Origin of the sequence: Buchnera aphidicola (Nippolachnus piri) (genome assembly GCF_039383305.1) — a bacterium.
Taxonomy (GTDB): domain Bacteria; phylum Pseudomonadota; class Gammaproteobacteria; order Enterobacterales; family Enterobacteriaceae; genus Buchnera_F; species Buchnera_F aphidicola_AZ.
This window is the reverse complement of sequence record NZ_CP135009.1, coordinates 199,100-217,150: the sequence shown is the minus strand read 5'-3', so window position 1 is coordinate 217,150 and position 18,051 is coordinate 199,100. Positions and strand designations below refer to the sequence as shown.

15 protein-coding genes are annotated in these 18,051 nt (G+C 18.8%); 6 read left to right on the top strand and 9 right to left on the bottom strand.

The features are described from left to right. The first annotated feature begins 169 nt into the window (after positions 1 to 169). The gene (locus RJT25_RS00945) at positions 170 to 694 is read left to right on the top strand and encodes a flavodoxin (protein ID WP_343126358.1); all 525 of its coding nucleotides are present in this window, start codon (positions 170 to 172) and stop codon (positions 692 to 694) included. Between the two features lie 86 nt (positions 695 to 780). Here the strand turns inward: RJT25_RS00945 and gap are convergent, their stop codons facing one another. Beyond that, on the bottom strand, positions 781 to 1,782 hold the full coding sequence (gene gap, locus RJT25_RS00940; RefSeq protein WP_343126357.1) for a type I glyceraldehyde-3-phosphate dehydrogenase: 1,002 nt from the start codon (positions 1,780 to 1,782) through the stop codon (positions 781 to 783). A 165-nt stretch (positions 1,783 to 1,947) separates the two neighbouring features. Between gap and RJT25_RS00935 the strand changes: the two genes are divergently transcribed. After that, positions 1,948 to 3,978, top strand: a complete 2,031-nt coding sequence (locus RJT25_RS00935) for a DEAD/DEAH box helicase (RefSeq protein WP_343128828.1) — start codon at positions 1,948 to 1,950, stop codon at positions 3,976 to 3,978. Positions 3,979 to 4,247: 269 nt separating this feature from the next. Here the strand turns inward: RJT25_RS00935 and glyA are convergent, their stop codons facing one another. The 3 genes from glyA to rlmN form a co-directional block, all read right to left on the bottom strand. Next, entirely contained in the window at positions 4,248 to 5,498 is a 1,251-nt protein-coding gene (glyA, locus tag RJT25_RS00930; RefSeq protein WP_343126355.1) for a serine hydroxymethyltransferase, read from the bottom strand. An 81-nt stretch (positions 5,499 to 5,579) separates the two neighbouring features. Beyond that, positions 5,580 to 6,857 (bottom strand): histidine--tRNA ligase, encoded by a 1,278-nt coding sequence (hisS, locus tag RJT25_RS00925; RefSeq protein ID WP_343126354.1) that lies wholly within the window; start codon positions 6,855 to 6,857, stop codon positions 5,580 to 5,582. A gap of 145 nt (positions 6,858 to 7,002) precedes the next feature. Next, on the bottom strand, positions 7,003 to 8,094 hold the full coding sequence (gene rlmN / locus RJT25_RS00920) for a 23S rRNA (adenine(2503)-C(2))-methyltransferase RlmN (protein WP_343126353.1): 1,092 nt from the start codon (positions 8,092 to 8,094) through the stop codon (positions 7,003 to 7,005). A gap of 187 nt (positions 8,095 to 8,281) precedes the next feature. Between rlmN and RJT25_RS00915 the strand changes: the two genes are divergently transcribed. Further along, positions 8,282 to 9,055: an inositol monophosphatase family protein gene (locus tag RJT25_RS00915; protein ID WP_343126711.1), complete on the top strand. Its 774-nt coding sequence runs from the start codon at positions 8,282 to 8,284 to the stop codon at positions 9,053 to 9,055. 78 nt (positions 9,056 to 9,133) lie between these two features. Here RJT25_RS00915 and RJT25_RS00910 read toward each other — a convergent pair whose 3' ends face one another. Continuing rightward, complete coding sequence (locus RJT25_RS00910; protein WP_343126710.1) at positions 9,134 to 9,889, bottom strand: pseudouridine synthase; 756 nt, start codon at positions 9,887 to 9,889, stop codon at positions 9,134 to 9,136. A gap of 235 nt (positions 9,890 to 10,124) precedes the next feature. Here RJT25_RS00910 and RJT25_RS00905 point away from each other — a divergent pair, with 235 nt between their 5' ends. From RJT25_RS00905 to sppA, 3 genes are all read left to right on the top strand, one after another. Further along, the gene (locus tag RJT25_RS00905; RefSeq protein ID WP_343126709.1) at positions 10,125 to 10,874 is read left to right on the top strand and encodes a YciC family protein; all 750 of its coding nucleotides are present in this window, start codon (positions 10,125 to 10,127) and stop codon (positions 10,872 to 10,874) included. An 86-nt stretch (positions 10,875 to 10,960) separates the two neighbouring features. Next, on the top strand, positions 10,961 to 11,377 hold the full coding sequence (gene yciA, locus RJT25_RS00900; RefSeq protein ID WP_343126708.1) for an acyl-CoA thioester hydrolase YciA: 417 nt from the start codon (positions 10,961 to 10,963) through the stop codon (positions 11,375 to 11,377). Positions 11,378 to 11,521: 144 nt separating this feature from the next. Beyond that, complete coding sequence (sppA, locus tag RJT25_RS00895) at positions 11,522 to 13,387, top strand: signal peptide peptidase SppA (RefSeq protein WP_343126707.1); 1,866 nt, start codon at positions 11,522 to 11,524, stop codon at positions 13,385 to 13,387. A 143-nt stretch (positions 13,388 to 13,530) separates the two neighbouring features. On the opposite strand, the gene lipA is transcribed toward sppA, so the two are convergent. From lipA to RJT25_RS00875, 4 genes are all read right to left on the bottom strand, one after another. Next, positions 13,531 to 14,427 carry a lipoyl synthase gene (gene lipA / locus RJT25_RS00890; RefSeq protein ID WP_343126706.1) on the bottom strand — a complete coding sequence of 299 codons (897 nt, stop codon included), beginning with the start codon at positions 14,425 to 14,427 and terminating at the stop codon, positions 13,531 to 13,533. Between the two features lie 140 nt (positions 14,428 to 14,567). Next, positions 14,568 to 15,191: a lipoyl(octanoyl) transferase LipB gene (gene lipB, locus RJT25_RS00885; protein WP_343126705.1), complete on the bottom strand. Its 624-nt coding sequence runs from the start codon at positions 15,189 to 15,191 to the stop codon at positions 14,568 to 14,570. A gap of 45 nt (positions 15,192 to 15,236) precedes the next feature. After that, positions 15,237 to 15,884, bottom strand: coding sequence for a MarC family protein (locus RJT25_RS00880; protein WP_343126704.1), 648 nt, complete (start codon positions 15,882 to 15,884; stop codon positions 15,237 to 15,239). 49 nt (positions 15,885 to 15,933) lie between these two features. Continuing rightward, entirely contained in the window at positions 15,934 to 17,883 is a 1,950-nt protein-coding gene (locus RJT25_RS00875) for an exoribonuclease II (protein ID WP_343126703.1), read from the bottom strand. Between the last annotated feature and the right edge of the window lie 168 nt (positions 17,884 to 18,051).

The following is an 18,051-nucleotide window of genomic DNA, read 5'->3' as shown; positions in this document are numbered from 1 at the left end:
AATATTTTTTAATTAAAAAATTTATTATAATTTTTTTTTAAAAAATATTATAACGAAAAGTATATAAAAAAATATTTTCTTTATTATTTATTTTTTTTTAAAAAATATATATTTTTAAAAAAATATCATGTATGATATTTTTATATATTTATATTAAAGTGTAAAAAAAATGAAAAAAATTGGTATTTTTTATGGTAGTGATACTGGTAATACTGAAAAATCTGCTTATCTTATTGGAAAAAAATTAAAAATAAAAAAATCTTTTATATTTGATATTTCGCAACATTCTATAAAAAAATTAAAAAATTATCAAATTTTATTTTTAGGTATATCTACATGGTATTATGGAGAAGTACAAAGTGATTGGGATGAATATTTAAATATTTTAAAAAAAATTTCTTTAAAAAATAAAATTGTTGCATTGTTTGGTTGTGGAGATCAAATCGATTATAGTGAATATTTTTGTGATGCTATAGGAATTTTATATTCTTTTCTTAAAAAAAAAAATGTATTTTTTGTAGGAAAATGGCCAACATCACAATATAATTTTGAAAAATCTAGAGCACAAATAAACAATACTCATTTTTGTGGATTACTATTAGATTTTGATCATCAACCAGAATTAACTAAAATACGGATAAAAAATTGGATTCAACAAGTATTACTAGATATTAAAAATAATAATTATTTTTGATATAATCATAATAATGACAGCATGAAAAATTTTTTAATACTGTCATTATATAAAAATTTTTAAAAAATATAAAAAAAATATAAATTTTATTCAAATGTCATAATCCAATTTACTAAATCTAAAACTTTACTAGAATATCCAATTTCATTATCATACCAAGAAATTAATTTAAAAAAATTTTTATTAATTGAAATTCCTGCTTTAGCATCAAAAATAGAAGTTAAAAAAGAACCATTAAAATCACTAGATACTACATCATCTTCAGTATATCCTATTACATCTTCCATATATGTTTCAGAAGCTTCTTTTATAATTTCACAAATATTTTGATAAGAAATTGATTTTTTTAAACGTACTGTAAAATCTACTACAGAAACATTTGCTACAGGTACACGAAATGCGATTCCAGTAATTTTATTATTTAAAATAGGTAAAATTTTTCCTACAGCTTGAGCAGCACCAGTAGAAGAAGGAATAATATTTTGCAGAGCACTTCGACCACCACGCCAATCTTTTAAAGTAGCTCCATCCACTGTTTTTTGTGTTGCAGTAGTAGCATGCACGGTAGTCATTAAACCTTCTATAATTTCAAATTCTTCATTTAAAATTTTACTTAAAGGAGCTAAACAATTAGTGGTACAAGAAGCATTAGAAACTATTTTTTCACCATTATATTCATGAAAATTTACTCCACGCACAAACATAGGAACATTATCTTTAGGTGGACCGGTTAAAATAACTTTTTTAGCTCCTGCTTGTAAATGTAACATTGACAATTTTTTTGTTAAAAATATTCCTGTAGATTCTATTACAACATCTACATTTAATTTTTTCCAAGGTAAATTTTGAGGATTTTTTTCTGAAAAAATTTTAATTTTTTGATTATTAATTTTTAAAGAATTTTTTAAAATTTGTATAGATTTATTAAATCTTCCATGTGTAGAATCGTATTTTATTAAATATTTAATATATTCAATATTTAAAATATCATTAATCGCAACAATTTTTATATTAGAAAATTTTTGAGATAATCTAAAAATCATACGACCTATTCTACCAAAACCATTTATTGCAATTTTTATTTCCATAAAATATCCTAAGTATTTAAAATCATATATATTCAAAAATTTAATATTTTTTTTAAAAAAAATAATATTTATACTTTATAAATTTTAACATAAAAATTAAAAATTATTTATTATTTTAAAAAATTTACATAATATTTTTTATTTTTTTTTTAAGAAGAACAAAAAATGAATACTAACATAAAAATTTTTAAAAAAAATCAAACAATTATACATTTAAATTATGGAATAGGACGTTATCAAGGAATTCATTTAATTAAAAATAAAAATCAAGAAATGGAATTTATAATAATTATGTATGCAAAAAAAACTAAATTATATGTACCTATTACATCTTTGTATTTAATCAATATTTATCCAGAATCTATTAATTCTAAAATTATACTACATACTTTAGGAAATGATATTTGGAATACAGAAAAAAAAAAATCTTTTAAAAAAATATATCAAATAGCATCACAATTATTAAATGTATATTCAAAAAGAAATTTTCAAATTGGATTTTCTTTTAAAAAAAATTCTTTTCATTATAAAAAATTTTGTCAAGATTTTCCATATAAAGAAACATCAGATCAAAAAAAAGTTATGCAAGAAGTTTTATTAGATATGTCTAAAAAAAAAGCTATGGATCGTTTAATATGTGGTGATGTTGGATTCGGAAAAACTGAAATTGCTATGAGAGCCGCTTTTATCGCTTTAGATAATATGAAACAAGTTGCAATTTTAGTGCCTACTACTTTACTAGCTCAACAACATTTTTATAATTTTAAAAAAAGATTTTCTAAATACACTTATAAAATTAAAATTTTAACTCGTTTTACAAAAAAAAAAGATGTAAATTGTATAATTGACCAATTAAAAACTAAAAAAATTAATATTTTAATTGGTACACATAAAATATTATCTCAAAAAATTATTTGGAAAAATTTAGGATTATTAATTATTGATGAAGAACACCGTTTTGGAGTATCTCATAAAGAAATAATTAAAAAAATATATATAAATATTGATATTTTAACTTTAACTGCAACTCCTATTCCGAGAACATTACAATTTTCTAAATTAGGATTACGAGATTTATCTATTTTAAAAAATCCCCCAAAAAATAGAGTACCTATTAAAACTTTTATTTTAAAATATGATATTTTTTTAATTCGAAAAATTATTTTAAAAGCAATAAAAAAACAAGAACAAATTTATTATTTATATAATAGTGTTAAAAAGATTACAAAAAAAGCAAAAAAATTAAAAAAGATTATTCCAGAAGCTAGAATAAATATTGGTCATGGTCAAATGTCCGGTAAAAATTTAAAAAAAATTATCCATGATTTTATTTTATATAAATTTGATATTTTAATTTGTACAACGATTATTGATACTGGAATTGATATTTCTAATGTCAATACTATCATAATAGAAAATGCAGATAAATTTGGAATTTCACAATTACATCAATTACGTGGTCGTGTAGGTAGATCTTACAAGCAAGCATATGCTTGGTTTTTTATTAAATCAAAAACAAAAATTACAAAAAACGCTAAAAAAAGACTTCAAGCTTTAAAATCCTCTAAAAAAATAGGAGAAGGCTTATTATTATCTACAAAAGATGCTGAAATAAGAGGAGTAGGAGAAATCTTAGGAAAAAATCAAAGTGGTCATATTCAAAGTTTTGGTTTAAATTTATATAAAAAATTATTATATAAAGCTATTAAAAACCTTAAAAATGATAATATTTTTAATTTAAATTTTTTTCATACTGTTGAAATAGATTTCAGTATTTCAGCAATATTTCCAAAAAATTATATAAAAAATATAGATATTAGATTATTTTATTATTATAAAATTTCAAAAATTACTACATTAAAAAAATTAAAAAAAATTAAAAATAACATTATTAATTTATATGGTGTTTTACCTATTTTCGCCAAAAATTTATTTTTCTTAGAAAAAATACGAATTTTAAGTTCTTTATTAAATATTAAAAAAATTTATTCTCGTGTTAAAAAAAGTTATATAATTTTTTTAAAAAATTCCAATCTAAATACTATATGGTTATCAACAGAAATTTTAAAAAAACCTAAAAAATGGAAAATTACTAAAGAAAAAATTTATTTTTATAGAAATTTTAAAAAAGATGAAGATCGTATTTTTTGGTATTATCAGTGGTTAAAAAAATTATATATATCACAAAAAAAATAAAAATTTTTAATTTTATTTATTTTTAAATATTTTTTATTTTAAAATCATCATTTTAATGAAAATATAAAAATATGTAAATAATATAAAAAAATTCTTATATTTTAACTATTATATTAAATAAAACGTAAAAAATATTTTTAATATATAATAATTTTCATAAAAAAAATCCAATGTATTGCCATGTTATTTAATAAAAATTTTAAAAAACAAAAAATGACAATACATGGTTTTTTATATTTTTATTAATATTACATTTTTTTTTAAAAATATTATTCAATATAAATAGGATGTTTTTGACATAAATTTATTACTTGACATTTAATTTTTTTATGTAAATCAAAATTTTTTGGATTATTTAAAATATCACAAATTAAATATGAAATTTTAATTACTTCTTCTTTTGAAAAATTTCTTTTAGAAAGTGCTACTGTTCCAATACGAATTCCAGAAGTAATAAAAGGATTTTGAGAATCATTTGGAATAATATTTTTATTTACAATAATATTTGCAGATTCTAAAATATTACTTGCATATTGACCTGTAATATTTTTATTAAATAAATTTAATACAAATAAATGATTTTCTGTTTTTTGAGATACAATTTTAAAATTTTCTTTAAAAAATATTTTTGTCATATATTTAGCATTTTTTAAAATGTTTTTTTGAAGTTTTAAAAAATTTTTACTTAAAGCTTCTTTAAATGCTATTGCTTTTGCAGCTATTACATGCATTAAAGGTCCCCCTTGAATACCAGGAAAAACAGAGGAATTTAATTTTTGATATAATTTTTCAGAACCTTTACGTACTAAAATTAATCCTCCTCGAGGTCCACCTAAAGTTTTATGAGTAGTCGTACTTACAATATGTGCATATTTAAAAGGACTAGGATATAAACCAGCTATAATTAAACCAACAACATGAGAAATATCGGCTAAAAAATATGCATTAACAGAATCTGCTATTTTTCTTATTTTTTTCCAATTACAAATTCTAGAATATGAAGAAAAACCTCCAATAATTAACTTTGGTTTATACAATTGAGCTAATTTTTTTAATTCTACATAATCAATTTTTCCTTTTTTATTAACACCATAAAAAATAGATTTATAAATTTTTCCAGAAAAATTTACTTTAGAACCATGAGTTAAATGTCCTCCATGAGTCAATTTCATACCTAAAATAATATCTCCAGGTTTTAAAAGAGCTAAGAAAATAGCAGCATTAGCTTGAGATCCTGAATGTGGTTGTACATTAGCATATTCAACTGAAAATAATTTTTTAGCTCTTTGAATAGCTATTTCTTCAATTTTATCTATTATAATACAACCATTATAAAATCTTTTAGAAATATATCCTTCAGCATATTTATTTGTTAAACATGATCCTTGTGCTTCCATAACAGTTTTACTAGTATAATTTTCAGATGCTATCAAATTAATTGTATTTTGTTGTCTTTTTTTTTCTTGTAATATTAAATTTTCAATTTTAGAATCAAATAATATTTTAGTAGAATTTTCCATTAGAGACTCGATGATTTAAATAATATTAAATTTATTTAATATAAAAAATATTATATTACATTTATTATTTAAAGAAATTTTTTATATAAATAAACATGGTTTCTTAAAAATACGATTTAATTTCACACTATATTGTATTTTTGTAAATAAATTTTTAATAATAATTTTATTATAAAAAAATTTTTTTTCTTCTATAATTAACAAAAATTTTATTTTTTTTAATATTGTAGTTTTAATAATTTTTGAAAATTTAAAATTTGAAAAATCTGAATTAATTTTTAAAAAAGGCCATAAATAACGCAATTTTTCTGCAATTTTTAAAATAAAAAAATTATATACAGGATTATTACAAAATATACTTAAATAAATCTTTGAAATATCAGAAATAAAATATTTAACATTTGTTTTACATAATAATAATAATCTTTCCATTCCAATAGCGCATCCTATTGAAGGAATTTTAGGTCCTCCTAATATAGAAACTAAATTATCATACCTCCCTCCAGCACAAATAGTATTTTGGGAACCTAAAAACCGAGTTTTCCATTCAAAAACTGTATCATTATAATAATCTAATCCTCGTACTAAATTTAGATTAATTATATATGGAATATTATTATGATCTAAAAAAAAACATAATTTTTTAAATCTATTTTTAGATTTTTTTTCTAAAAAATCAGTTAAACATGGACCTTTAGTAATTAAATTTTGAACATTTTTACATTTACTATCTAATAAACGAATAGGATTAAAAAATAATAATTTTTTTTCTGATATAGAAAAAGTATGTTCATAATTTTTTAAAAATTTTTTTAATTCTAATGCGTATTTTTGACGAATTTTTAAAGATCCTATTGAATTAATTTCTAATGTTACTTTATCAAAAATATTAAAAAATTTCCAAATATTAATATTTATTTTTAATAATTCAAGATCTGAAATTATATTTGAAATACCAAAATTTTCAATTCCTAATTGATGAAATTGACGAAATCTGCCTTTCTGAGGTCTTTCATAACGAAACATAGGCCCTAAATACCATAATTTTTGTATGACATTATTCTGAAACAAATTGTGTTGAATGCAAGCTCGGATACAACTTGCTGTTCCTTCAGGTCTTAATGAAATTTTTTTTTTTTTTCGATCTAAAAAATTATACATTTCTTTTTGAACAATTTCTGTATTATTACCAATAATTTTTTCAAAAATTTCAGAAGTTTCAAGAATTGGAAAACGTATTTCTGAAAAACTATAAGAATTTAAAATATTTTTAAGGTTTACTTCTAAATAATTTAAATATTGCATTTCTTCTAAAAAAAAATCGTGCATACCTCGAATAGATTGATATCGATATTTCATTATATTCCCTTAAAAATCATGTAAATAAAAATTTCTTGTATATTTTCTATAAAAAAAATACTAAACTTAAAATATTTAATATTTTAAAAATATTATATTTTATTATTTTTTTATTTTTTAAATATATATTTAATAAAAAATTAATTTAAAAATTTTTTAATTTTTTTTGACCTGATAATTGTCCACATGCTGCATTAATATCCATACCTCTATTTTTACGGATTAAAGTAACAAAACCTTTTTGCATTAAAATTTTTGAAAAATTTATAATATTTTCCATAGGACTAGAAACATATAAAGAATTAGGAATTGGATTCCACGGAATTAAATTAATTTTACAAGACAAATTTTTTAATAATTTTATTAATTCTTTTGCATGTTTTTTTTGATCATTAATATCTTTTAACATAACATATTCAATTGTAACGCGACTACGGTTTGCTTTAGAAATTTTTAAATAATTTTTAACAGCAAAAATTAATTCTTGAATATTATATTTATAATTTATCGGCATTAAAGAATTACGTATTTCATTGTTTGAAGCATGTAAAGAAATTGCTAAAGAAATATCAAGTTTTTTTTTCATTTTTATTAAAGCTGGTACTATACCTGCAGTCGATACAGTAATTTTATGTTTAGAAAAATTACTACAATTTTTATGTAATAAAATATCTAAAACTATTTGAATATTGTGAAAATTTAATAATGGCTCTCCCATTCCCATCATGACGATATTAGTAATTTTTTTATATAATTTTTTTTTTTTATATGATTGCCGCATTACATACCAAACTTGACCTATAATTTCTTCTACTAATAAATTTCGAAAAAATCCTAATTTTCCGGTAGCACAAAAATTACATTTTAAAGGACATCCTATTTGAGAAGAAATACATAAAGTTATTCTTTTTTTTTCTGGAATATATATAGTTTCTATAATTTTTTTATTTAATTCAAATCCTAATTTAATCGTACCATCTTTTGAAATTTCTTGAAATTTTAAAAGAGGTGTTTTTACAAATGCATATTTTTTCAATTTTTTAATAAATATTTTACTTAAATTCGTCATTTTATCAAAATTTTTATAAAACTTTTGATAAATCCAATACATAATTTGCGACGCTCTAAATTTTTTTTCTCCTAAAAAAATACAAAAATTTTCCATTTTTGTAATATTTAAACTTAATAAATTAATTTTTTTTAATTTTTTTTCTTTACATAATTTATTTATTAACATAATACTTCCTAAAAAATAAAAACATAATAATTTTGAATTATTATTAAAAATTTTAAATTCCTGTTAGAATATAAAAAATTTTATAAATATTAATTTTTTATATCTTTTTATCAAAAAAAAATATTATATATTATATAATATTTTTTTTACAAAAATATATCTTAAATATTTTATGGATTAAACAAATATGCATCCGATACTAAATATAGCTATTCGAGCAATTAGAAAAGGTGGTAATTTTATCGCTCAAAATTATGATAAAAATAATATTTTTGGAAAGTCTATAGAAACTAAAAAATATTTAAAAAATATTCAAAATATTTCTTTTAATATAATTTCAGAAGTTATTTTAAAAGTTTATCCTAATGATCTCATTCTTAAAAATACTTTATATAATAATTTTAAAACAGAAAAAAAAAAAAAATGGATTATTAATACATTAGATGGAAAAATAAACTTTTTACATAAAATACCACATTTTTGTATATCTATTGTAATTATTGAAAACAATGTAAAAAAAATTTCAGTTATTTATGATCCAATAAAAAATGATTTGTTTACTGCTATTAAAGGAAAAGGAGCTCAATTAAATGGATATAGAATACGATGTAGTACTCATAATATTTTTTTACATAGTATAATTCATATTTATTTTTTAAATTCTAAAGAAAATTTTACAAAAAAAAATTTTTTTTTATTTCAAAAATTTTTCAAAAAAGAAAATTATATTAGACAAACAGGTTGTTTATCTTTAGATTTAGCATATTTAGCATCTGGAAAATTTGATTTTTTTGTCGGTTTTAATATAAAATTATCAAATTTTATAGCTGGAGAACTACAAATTTTAGAGTCTGGTGCATTAATAAACAATTTTTTTGAAAATTCTAATGATATTTTCAAAAAAAATATATTAGCAGGTAATAATAATTTTTTACGTTTAATATTACAAAAAATTTTTTAAAAAAAATAAATGCATATTTTACTAATTTGTAATATATGCTTTTAAAAAATTTGTTTAAATATATTTTTTTAAAAAAAATTATTTTTTTAATATTTTTATTAAATTACATATTCTTTTAATTTCAAATTTTTTACAGAATAAAAATTTATACTTTAATAAATTTGTACATAATTTTAGATTTCCAAATCTAATACGCTTTAATTGTAATACTAAAATATTTATAGAAAACCATAATCGTCGTACTTCATGAGTATAACCTTTAGATAAAACTATTTTAAACCATCTTTTTTTTTTTGAACCCCCTAAATCAATAATTTTTTTAAAAAAACAAAAAACATTTTCTAAAAAAATCCCTTTTTTTAATATATTAATTTTTTCTATAGTAATATTTCCATATACATATACTAAATATTCTCGTTCAATTTCATATTTAGGATGCATTAAACGATATGCTATTTTTCCTGAATTTGTAAATAATAATAATCCAGAAGTATTATAATCTAATCTTCCAATCATAATCCAACGAATATTTTTTTTATTAGGTAAATTTTTAAAAACAGTAGGTCTATTAAAAATATCAAAAGAAGTACATATTTCTCCAGTTGGTTTATAATATTTTAAGATCTGTATAGTATTTTTTTTTTCAATTTTTAGTTTTTGTATTTTTTTACCTTGAAATTTTATTTTTTTAATTTCTGATCTATTAAATCTAGATCCACGTATCACTATCTGATTATTAATATATATTGTTCCTAAGGAAATTTGAGTTTCTATATAACGACGTGATCCAAATCCTAAATCAGATAAAATTTTTTGAATTTTTTCAGTTTTCAAAATTATATTACCTTCATAAAAAATTTTAAAGAGATATACTATATAAATATAAATAATTATATATGATAATTAAAATATTTTTAAAAATATTCATAAAAAATGTTTTCAAAATTATTTAAATGTATTTAAAAATTTTTTAAGATTTATTTAAAAAATTAATATTTTTTTTAAAAAAATATTTTAAAAAATTAATAATAATAATATTTTTATAATAATTCTTTAAAAGGAAATAAAAATGTGTTTTTTAAAAAATATACTTGTATATGAGACTTCTGATTTTTTAAAACGTAATTTTTTAAATTTATTAATAATATCTATATTTTGTTCTTTTTTAACAATAATGATACATTTTATTTTAGGACCAAATTCATATAATTTATCAAGAGTATATGGAACAAACTTTTTCGATTCTTTCGCAATTATTAAAAGAACACCTTATTTCACGTTACATCAACAAAAAATTTTATTTAATTTATCTTTTATAAAGATGTCTTCAATCTTAATAAATAATACTATTTTATGTGCGTCTATTATGTATATGTTTCAATATCATAATTTAGAAGAAATATTTGATGTTATAAAAATTTTAAAAAAATCTTTTAAATTTATGCCTCCATTACTATTATTAATGTTTGTTACAGCTAGTATAATAGAAATTGGATTTATTTTTTTTACATTATCAGGAATAATATTAAGTATTTTATTATTTATTTCACCTATCATATTTTTAGTAGATAATACTTCTATTTATGAAACTATAAAAAAAAGTTTAAAAATTTCATGGAAACATATTTCTAAAATTTTTTTTCCTATATTTACCTGGTTATTATGTAAATTATTACTAATTATTATTTTTGCAACATTTTGTTTTTTTTCTACATATATAAATTTTTTTATTTTACAAATTATAATCAATTTACTTACAATAACAGTTTATACATATATTTTTTATTTTTATATTTTTTTAAATCAAAATAAAATATAAAAAATATTAAATATATAAAAAATATTTTTTATAAAAAATATATAAAAAAATTTTAAATTTATATTTTATTAAATAGGGAAAACCAAATGCACCCTAAAAAAAAATTTCAAATACCATTATTAAAAAACTTAGTTTTAAAAACAATTGTTATGCCAATTCATATGAATTCTAATGGTGATATTTTTGGAGGATGGATTATGTCTCAAATGGATTTAGGGGGAGCAATTTTAGCAAAAGAAATTTCTTTAGGGAAAGTTGTAACTGTAAAAGTAAAAAATATGAATTTTTTAAAACCAATTTCAAAAGGAGATTTAGTTACTTGTTATGCTCTTTGTAAGAGTATTGGTAATTCTTCTATGAAAATATATGTTGAACTATGGATTAAAAAATTACTTCCTAAAATTTTTGGAAAATCATATTGTACTTCATATGCTACTTTTATATATGTAGCAATTGATAAATTTGGAAAACCAAGAATATTACCTAATATGACAATTTTATAAAATAATCATAAATTTTTTTTTCAAAAATTTTAAAAATTTTTTAAAAATTTTTTTTTACTTCTTAAAATATTTTTTAAAATTTTATATTTTAAAAAATATTATAAGAAAATTTCAAAAATAGTTAATATAGGAAAACTTAGGTAAATGCAATTTTATTCTGTAATAATTAAATATTTAAAATTTATACATAAATTTTTTAATATAATAAAAAAAATATTTTTTAATAGTATTTTTTTAATCTTGTTAAGTAGTATTATTATTTTTTTATATAATATTCCGTACAATAATTTACAAAAAATTAATCTTAAAAAAAAAGTTGTTTTAAAAATTGAATTACATAATCCATTACAAGAAGAATATACACCGATAAAATTAAGTCATAATAAAATTAAAAAGTTTTTTCAAAAAAAAATTTTTAATTTTTCTTCTAATTCTGTTTATGAAATTATACAAAAAATTAAACAAGCTAAAAATGATCCAAAAATATCTGGAATTATTTTAGATTTTAATAAAAAATTTTCTGGAAATAGAACTTCTATTGAATATTTAGGTAAAATTTTAAAAAATTTTAAAAGTTCTGGTAAACCAATTTTTTCTATTAGTAAAAATTATGACCAAAATCAATATTATTTAGCTAGTTTTTCTAACGAAATTATTTTATTACCACATGGTTCAGTCACATTTCAAGGAATTTCAATAAAAAAATTATATTTTAAAAAATTTTTAAAATTTTTTAGAATACATACACATATTTTTAGAATTGGACGTCATAAAACTGCTGTAGAACCTTATATTCGAAATACTCCTTCAAAAATTAGTAAAAAAAATGATTTATTTTGGATGAACTATATTTGGAAAAAATTTATTTTAACTATTATTAAAAACAGAAAAATTAAAAAAAAATTATTATTTCCTAATACTTCTACTTATTTAAAAATATTAAAAAAATTTAATTGTAATCTCACAAAAATTGCTAAAAGAAATAATTTAATAGATCATGTATATTCTTATAAAAATTTAAATAAAAAATTTATAAAAATTTTTGGAAAAGATAAAAAAAATAATACATATAATCAAATTAACTTAAAAAATTATATTATTTCACATCAAGAAAAAAAAAAAAATTATAATAAAATTGCTATTATTTTTGCAATAGGTGAAATTGAAAATAATATTCATAATAAAAATTCTATGAAAATCTCAGAAATTATTAAAAGAATAGAATATATTAAAAATAATCCTACTATTAAAGCTATTATTTTACGAATTAATAGTCCTGGCGGTAGTGCTTTTTTTTCAGAAATTTTACGTAAAAAATTATTAAGTATACGAAAACTTAAAAAACCAATTATTATTTCTATGGGTGATATTACTGCTTCAGGAGGCTATTGGATGTCTATGGCTGGAGATTATTTAATTGCACATCCTACAACATTAACAGGTTCAATAGGAATATTTTCAATTATTAATACTTTTGAAAAAACCTTAAAAAAATTTGGAATATCTCAATCTTATGTTTCTATTAAAAAATCATATGATTCAAATCATTTTCGAAATTTAACATCAGAATCAAAAAAATTTATTAATTTTAATATAAAACGAGGATATAATGAATTTATTAAATTAGTCGCTAAATCAAGAAATAAAAAAAATCTACAAATACATCAAATTGCACAAGGTCAAATTTGGACAGGTTTAATAGCTAAAAAAATTGGATTAATTGATCAATTAGGAGATTTTGATACTGCTTTAAAAAAAGCTGCCGAATTATCTAATTTAAAAAATTATGAAATAGATTGGCCTATTCAACATGAAAATATTTTTAATATTTTAAAAAATAAATTTTTTGATACAATAAAAATTTTTTTTACTAATATTTCACATATTCTAATTCCTCGTCATATACAAAAAATTATCTTAAAATTTAATATAATTTCAGATTTTTTTAATTATATTTTTTTTGAAAAAAAAAATTTAGCCTTATGTATTAATTGTAAATTTAAAATGTAAGTAAAAAATTTTAAATACCAACAAAAATTTTATAATTTTTTATTGGTATTTAAAAAATATTAACATATGAAAATTTTTTTAAAAGAAATAAAATTATTATAAAATGTAATATATTTTTTATAAAAACTAGTAATTAAAAAAAATTATTTTTTAATTCTTAAATTAATATTCTTAGTTTGAGTTTCTGCATGATAAGAAGAACGAACAAAAACTCCACTAAAAACATTAGAAAATCCTAATGAAATAGCAATAGATTTTAATTTTTTAAATTCTGAAGGAGTAAAATATTTTTTAACTGGTAGATGATATTTACTAGGTTGTAAATATTGCCCAATAGTTAACATAGACACACCTACAGAACGTAAATCTTTTAAAACTTCTAAAATTTCTTTTAAGTTTTCCCCTAAACCTACCATTAAACCAGATTTTATATATACAGTAGGAAATTTTTTATGAAAATTATATAATAATTTTAAAGAATCTTGATAATTAGCACCCGGACGAATTTTAGAATATAAACGAGGTACATTTTCTATATTATGATTAAATACATCAGGCAAATTTTTTTTAAAACGTTTTAAAACAATTTTTAAAACTCCTCGAAAATCAGGTACTAAAATTTCAATTGTAACGTTGTTTTTTTTACGAATTTCTTGAATACATCGACAAAAATGCATGACACCTTTATCTCTTAAATCATCACGAGTTACTGAAGTAATAACTACATGTTTTAAATTTAATTTAGAAATTACTAAAGCTAATTTTTTAGGTTCATCTAAATCAACAAAATTAGCTCGACCTTTAGAAACAGCACAAAAAGGACATTTACGTGTACAAATTGATCCTAAAATCATAAAAGTAGCAGTTCCAGAATGAAAACATTCGAAAATATTAGGACAATGAGCTTCTTCACATACAGTATTTAAGTTATTTTTTCTTAAAATATTTTTAATGTTACAAAAATTTTTACTATCAGTAGGGAAATTAATTTTTAACCAATAAGGTTTTTTTAATTTTTTTTTTAATATTTGACTCACCATAAGTACTTTATTTTTTTATGAAAACATTTATTAAATATTAAAAAATTTTTACTTTATTTTTTAAATCATTTATAAATAAAAATATATAGTAAAATTTTTTAAATGATTATAATATTTTTTTTTTAAAAAAATCAAAAATTTTATGTTAAACAATAAATATTTGAAAAAATTTTAAAAATTTTTTTTAAAATTTTTTGTTTAACTTTTAGTAAAGTTACTTTGGAATTATAATAAAACATGTCTATTACTTTCATTGATTTTATACCACAAACATTAATAAATGTAAAAGGTAATAAATTCATTTTTACATTAATAGAAAAACCATGCATAATACATCCATGTACTACTCGTAATCCTAAAGAAGATATTTTTTGATTATCTATGTATAAACCAGGAAATTTTTTTTTTTCATATGTAAAAATGAAAAATTCTTGTAAAGTTTCTTTAATTATAGATAAAATTTTCTTAATAAAAACTAATATTTTCATAGATCTACGACGTAAATCTATTAAAAAATATATAATTAATTGACCTGGTCCATGATATGTCATTTTTCCTCCTCGATTAGTTAAAAAAACTGGTATTTGATTTATATAAGATAAAAATTTACTTTTTTCTGAAATTCCTCGAGTAAAAACAGGAAAATATTCTAATAACCATAATTCATCTTTCGTTTTAATATTTCTTAAATTTGTAAACATGTTCATTGAAAAATTAATTAAATTCCAATCACAAATACCAAAATCTCGAATAATAATAGACATATTTTTTACTTTTTTAAAATTATTTTTTTAATATAATTAATTATTTTAATAATAAAAACTTGCTTTAATACCAGAAATAATTAGTTCTATACTCCAAGTTAATAAAATTATTCCCATAATACGTTTTAAAATTATAAAACTAGTATCATTAAAAAATTTTATAATTTGCAAAGAAATTTTAAATAAAATTCTATATATATAAACAAATAAAAAAATTATCAAAAAACCTCCAAAATAATTATACCATTTTGAATGTTTTAAACTCCATAAAATAATAGTACTAATAACTCCAGGATTTACAATTAATGGAAATGATAAGGGTACAAAAGAAACATGATATATAACATCAGAATAAAAATTTTTAGAATCTGAAAAAAATGTCGGAGTAATATTTAAAAAAACTTCTTGTAACATTAACAATGAAATAAAAAACATTAAAATTCCACTAGAAATTTGTAATGAGAAAATTGAAATATGAAAAATGTCTAAAATTTTATATCCAAAAAATAAAAAACAAAATAAAATAAAAAATACTGTAATGTTACTAATTAAGTTTATTCTTTTAATTTCTTTATAAGGTAAATAATTTGTTAAACTAATAAAAATAAAAATTATACTTACAGGATGTACAAAAGTTAATAATTTGATAAATAATTTATAATAAATTAATAATTGAAAAAATAATTCATGCATATTTAAAGTCCTATAAAATTTTTAAAATAAAAAATTTTTATAAAAAAGATTATATTATACTAGCAATAATTTTTTTAGTTTCTTTAACGATTTTTACAATATATACTTTAACATTATCAGAAACACGATAATAAATTTTATTTTTTAAATATATCATACCCCGTTCGGGAAAAAAAAATAATTTTTTTTGTAAATGATAAATATAACAAGAAGGTATTATAACGAAAGCTCCATTTTTTAATAATTGAGCTTGTATTCCATTTTTAAAAATATTTACAATGTTAGCCTGAAAAATCTTTTTTTTATAATTATAAGAATTAAAAAAATTTACATATAACCACGCTTCTAATTCACGATTCGCTAAACGTTTTTTTCTTTTTTGAGATGAAATTTGAGTAATTATTGACGTATCTGGTTTTAAAATATTTTTCTCACCTTTAATAATAGATTTTAATAATCGATGATTTATAATATCACTATATTTTCTAATAGGAGAAGTCCAAGTTGCATATACTGGAAATCCTAAAATATAATGAGGTTTAGGAGTTAAACTTATTTCACTAAAAGTTTGAAATTTATATAATCGATATTGAATATATGTATTAGAAATTTTTTTTAAATCACGTCTCATTTGACAAAATCCTTTTAATGTCATAATTTCTGTAGGATTATAATAAATTTTATATTCTTGTAAAAATTTACAAACATTAATTGCATTATATTCATCGAAACCAAGATGAACATTATATAAACCAAATCCTAATTTTTTACTTAAAAATTCTGCAGCACAAAGATTAACTGTAATCATCACTTCTTCAATCATATAATGTGCAATTCGTCTAAATTCTAAAGAAATATTTAAAATTTTCCAAGTATCTGAAAAATGAAAACGAAATTCAGGTTTATCAGGAAAAATAAAAGCAAACTTATTACGCCAAATACGTCTAATGTCATAAACTTTCTTCAATAACAAAATTTGAGTCATAATTTTTTTATTTTCAGGATTCCAAGTTCCTTTTTTTTCTAACCAATTTGAAACATTTTCATAAGATAATTTACTTTTAGATTTAATCCAAGCTAAAAAAAAGCTAATATTTTTAAAAGAAATACTACCATCTATATTAATTAAAACACGGCATACTAATGCAGGACGTTTTAAAAATGGTTTTAGAGAACATAAATCTTCAGATAAATTTCTAGGTAACATAGGAATATTGAAACCAGGTAAATAATGTGTAAAACTCCGTTGATTCGCAATTTTATCTAATGGAGTATGCTGAAAAATATATTCAGTAGGATCAGAAATTGCTACAGTTAAAATTAAATTTTGTGAATTTTTCTCTTCTATAAAAATTGCATCATCAATATCTTTTGTATATTTATTATCAATAGTTATAAAATCTAAATTCGTTAAATCTTGACGATTTTTTTGATATGTCTTTATTTCTAAAATTTTTTGAGAATACATATTAGGAGATTTTTTTTGTAAATTATATCGCTCTAAAATAACATACCAAGGAATTAAAGGATGGGTTTTTTTTATAATAAATTTTAAAATTATTGCATAAAATCTATTATTTTTTTTAAAACGATGTTCAACTAGTTTAGCAACTACCCAATCTCCTTCATGACACGGATGTAAATTTAAATCAATAGAATTACAAAAAATAATATTTCGTACATATGGGTAAATTGATTTTATAAAATATTTTTTTTTTTTTTTTTGTAAAAAACCTATAAATTTAGTTAAATAAGGTTCAATTAATATTTCTGGATAAAACATTTCACGTTTTTTTTCAAAATTAACATATCCTTTAATCCGATCTCCATGCATTAAATTTTTCATATGAATTGAAGATATATAAATTTTTTTATGAATATTAGTTTCTAAAAATCCATAATTTTTTGAAGTACTTTTAACAATTCCTTCAATTTTAGAATTTTTTAAAATCATTTTTTTTTTTAATTTCATTAATACTAAATTATTTTGAAAAGCCATAATATAACAAAATCCTATTTATAATAAAAAAATTTTATAATATGATTTTAAATATTTTAAAATAATATTTTTAAAATAATAATAATAATTAAAAATATTAAAAACTTTTTATTTTCTAAAAAATATTTATTTAAAAATTAAAATTATTAAAAAAAAATTTTTATTTTA

Excerpts from the sequence above, each read along its gene's own strand:
- sppA (WP_343126707.1), top strand. The coding sequence starts at position 11,522 with ATGCAATTTTATTCTGTAATAATTAAATATTTAAAATTTATACATAAA.
- glyA (WP_343126355.1), bottom strand. The coding sequence starts at position 5,498 with ATGGAAAATTCTACTAAAATATTATTTGATTCTAAAATTGAAAATTTA.
- RJT25_RS00945 (WP_343126358.1), top strand. The coding sequence starts at position 170 with ATGAAAAAAATTGGTATTTTTTATGGTAGTGATACTGGTAATACTGAA.
- gap (WP_343126357.1), bottom strand. The coding sequence starts at position 1,782 with ATGGAAATAAAAATTGCAATAAATGGTTTTGGTAGAATAGGTCGTATG.
- RJT25_RS00935 (WP_343128828.1), top strand. The coding sequence starts at position 1,948 with ATGAATACTAACATAAAAATTTTTAAAAAAAATCAAACAATTATACAT.
- rlmN (WP_343126353.1), bottom strand. The coding sequence starts at position 8,094 with ATGTTAATAAATAAATTATGTAAAGAAAAAAAATTAAAAAAAATTAAT.
- lipA (WP_343126706.1), bottom strand. The coding sequence starts at position 14,427 with ATGGTGAGTCAAATATTAAAAAAAAAATTAAAAAAACCTTATTGGTTA.
- RJT25_RS00880 (WP_343126704.1), bottom strand. The coding sequence starts at position 15,884 with ATGCATGAATTATTTTTTCAATTATTAATTTATTATAAATTATTTATC.
- lipB (WP_343126705.1), bottom strand. The coding sequence starts at position 15,191 with ATGTCTATTATTATTCGAGATTTTGGTATTTGTGATTGGAATTTAATT.
- yciA (WP_343126708.1), top strand. The coding sequence starts at position 10,961 with ATGCACCCTAAAAAAAAATTTCAAATACCATTATTAAAAAACTTAGTT.
- RJT25_RS00905 (WP_343126709.1), top strand. The coding sequence starts at position 10,125 with ATGTGTTTTTTAAAAAATATACTTGTATATGAGACTTCTGATTTTTTA.
- hisS (WP_343126354.1), bottom strand. The coding sequence starts at position 6,857 with ATGAAATATCGATATCAATCTATTCGAGGTATGCACGATTTTTTTTTA.
- RJT25_RS00915 (WP_343126711.1), top strand. The coding sequence starts at position 8,282 with ATGCATCCGATACTAAATATAGCTATTCGAGCAATTAGAAAAGGTGGT.
- RJT25_RS00875 (WP_343126703.1), bottom strand. The coding sequence starts at position 17,883 with ATGGCTTTTCAAAATAATTTAGTATTAATGAAATTAAAAAAAAAAATG.